The organism is Rhizobium terrae, from assembly GCF_003425685.1.
GTDB lineage: Bacteria > Pseudomonadota > Alphaproteobacteria > Rhizobiales > Rhizobiaceae > Neorhizobium > Neorhizobium terrae.
The window spans coordinates 1-2,096 of the sequence record NZ_QJKM01000062.1; the positions used below are offsets into that span (position 1 = coordinate 1).

3 protein-coding genes and 1 pseudogene are annotated in these 2,096 nt (G+C 62.7%); 1 reads left to right on the forward strand and 3 read right to left on the reverse strand.

Translation table 11 applies throughout. The annotated features are described in order from the left end of the window. Positions 1-594: IS91 family transposase (locus DMO26_RS33315; RefSeq protein WP_162895013.1), on the reverse strand; the 594-nt coding region annotated here is incomplete at its 3' end. Between the two features lie 3 nt (positions 595-597). Next, on the reverse strand, positions 598-1,506 hold the full coding sequence (locus DMO26_RS33320) for a tyrosine-type recombinase/integrase (RefSeq protein ID WP_117194251.1): 909 nt from the start codon (positions 1,504-1,506) through the stop codon (positions 598-600). A gap of 335 nt (positions 1,507-1,841) precedes the next feature. Between DMO26_RS33320 and DMO26_RS33325 the strand changes: the two genes are divergently transcribed. Continuing rightward, complete coding sequence (locus DMO26_RS33325) at positions 1,842-2,018, forward strand: glyoxalase superfamily protein (RefSeq protein WP_226951523.1); 177 nt, start codon at positions 1,842-1,844, stop codon at positions 2,016-2,018. Positions 2,019-2,024: 6 nt separating this feature from the next. On the opposite strand, the pseudogene DMO26_RS35230 reads toward DMO26_RS33325, so the two are convergent. After that, positions 2,025-2,096, reverse strand: a pseudogene (locus DMO26_RS35230) (ATP-binding protein); the annotation flags it as partial.

The following is a 2,096-nucleotide window of genomic DNA, read 5'->3' on the forward strand; positions in this document are numbered from 1 at the left end:
CAGCCGTCGAAACAGTTTGCCGAGTACGCGTACGGGAAGCAGGAAGGCCGGGCGCGATGATATCCATCGGCTTCCGTCTGGCGTGATGCCGCCGCCCGGAACGATCATGTGCACATGCGGATGGTGCGTCATCGCCGATCCCCAGGTGTGGAGCACGGCGGTGATGCCGATGCGCGCGCCGAGGTGCTTCGGATCGGCCGCGATGGTCAGCATCGCCTCCGACGCCGCCTTGAACAGCAGGTCGTAGACAAGCGCCTTGTTTTGGAACGCTATGTCGGCGACCTCGGCCGGCAGGGTGAACACGACGTGGAAGTAGCCGACTGGAAGCAGATCAGCCTCGCGTTCGGCAAGCCATGTGCGTGCCGCTGCGCCCTGGCACTTTGGGCAATGCCGATTGCGGCAGGAGTTGTAGGCGATCCGCCGCTGGCCGCAGTCCTCGCAGGCCTCGACGTGACCGCCGAGGGCAGCAGTGCGGCAGTTCTCGACCGCCGACATCACCTTCAGTTGCGGCAGGCTCATATGTCCTGCATGCGCGCGCCGGTACGCCGCGCCGGCAGCACGGAAGATGTCGGCGACCTCGATCGAGGCACGCAAGGCTCAACCGTCGGGGAAAGCTTCTTCCGGCTTGAACAGGCCGAGTTTGTCGAGCGGACTCGTAACCCTGCGGACCGTCTTGGTCGCCACCTTGGCGTAGAGGGCGGTGTTGTTGAGTTTTGCGTGCCCGAGCAGGACCTGGATGATCCGAATGTCCGTGCCGTCCTCCAGCAGGTGGGTGGCGAAGCTGTGGCGCAGCGTATGCGGCCCGACCCGCTTGGCGATGTCGGCGGCCTGGGCCGCCTCAACGACGATCCGATAGAGCTGCCGCGTGCTGATCGGCTTCATTGCGTGTTGGCCAGGGAATAACCAGCCGTCGCGATGCATCACACCCTGCTGCCGCCCCACCTTCCACCACTGGCGCAGCAGGGTGAGCAGGTCCTCCGAAAGCATGGCATTGCGATAGCGCCCGCCCTTGCCACGCTCGACGCGCAGCAACATCCGCTCGCTGTCGACGTCGGCAACCTTCAGCATCGAGACCTCCGCGACACGTAGGCCGGCGCCATAGGCGACCGACAATGCCGCTTGATGCTTGAGGCAGGTGGTGGCATTGAGTAACCGGGCAACCTCGTCGCGGCTCAGCACCACAGGCAGGTTACGCGGATACGCCAGCCGGACGAGCCTGCGCGCCAGGTCCGGGCGGTCGAGGGTCTGGGTGAAGAGGAAGCGTAACGCCGACACGATGCTGTTCATCGTCGGAACGGGAACGCCATCGTTCTGCTGCTCGATCTGGAACCGGCGCAGGTCGTCGGCGGTCGCCGTGTCTGGTGACCGCCCGAGGAAGGTCGCCAGGCGTCCGATGTCGCGGAGATAGTTGCGCTGCGTTTCGCGTGAGAAACGTCGCATGTTCATGTCGTCGATCAACCGCTGGCGCAGCGGGCTGACGGGCGTGTCGAGATGGGGGTACTGCATGGTCAGGCTCCTTGTTGAAGAAGCTCGTCATGCTCCGCCCTGGCCGGACGACGTTCAACCCAGGCGCAACCTCCAGCCTGTGCCCTCTATCTCAACCGCAGACGCCCTCCCGCGCAGCGGGTTCGTTCCTCGGCTCAAAGCGGACCCTCAGCCTAAGATTGACAGGCAACAGACCTTATGTGCACAATCGATGCTCGGTAGATACAGCCTGCTGCTTGCGCCCCGTTGGGGTACGGTGAATGTATCGAGCCACTTATGGCTTCCTTTGCCCGGACGAACGGGTCAGCAACGCAAGCTCCTGACGCTCTCCGTTCGTTTATGCAAAGGATCATCTCATGCGCGATTTCCGCGATGCCAAAGCTATGGCGAAAACTCTACGTGAAGCGCTTCATGCCAAGTCGTTCACTCTCACCAACAGTGAGAGCCAGGAACTCATCGCTCGAATTCTTGGCTATCGAGACTGGTGTCAAGCGACACGAGGAATTGACCCCTTTGCCGACATCAGGAATTGACCCCTTTCACTGGTTTGTCGTTTCGTTGGTTTCAAGCGCCGCTCCGGCCTTCTGCAGAAGGCCGGAGCGGCGCTTTTC

Excerpts from the sequence above, each read along its gene's own strand:
- DMO26_RS33320 (WP_117194251.1), bottom strand. The coding sequence starts at position 1,506 with ATGCAGTACCCCCATCTCGACACGCCCGTCAGCCCGCTGCGCCAGCGG.
- DMO26_RS33325 (WP_226951523.1), top strand. The coding sequence starts at position 1,842 with ATGCGCGATTTCCGCGATGCCAAAGCTATGGCGAAAACTCTACGTGAA.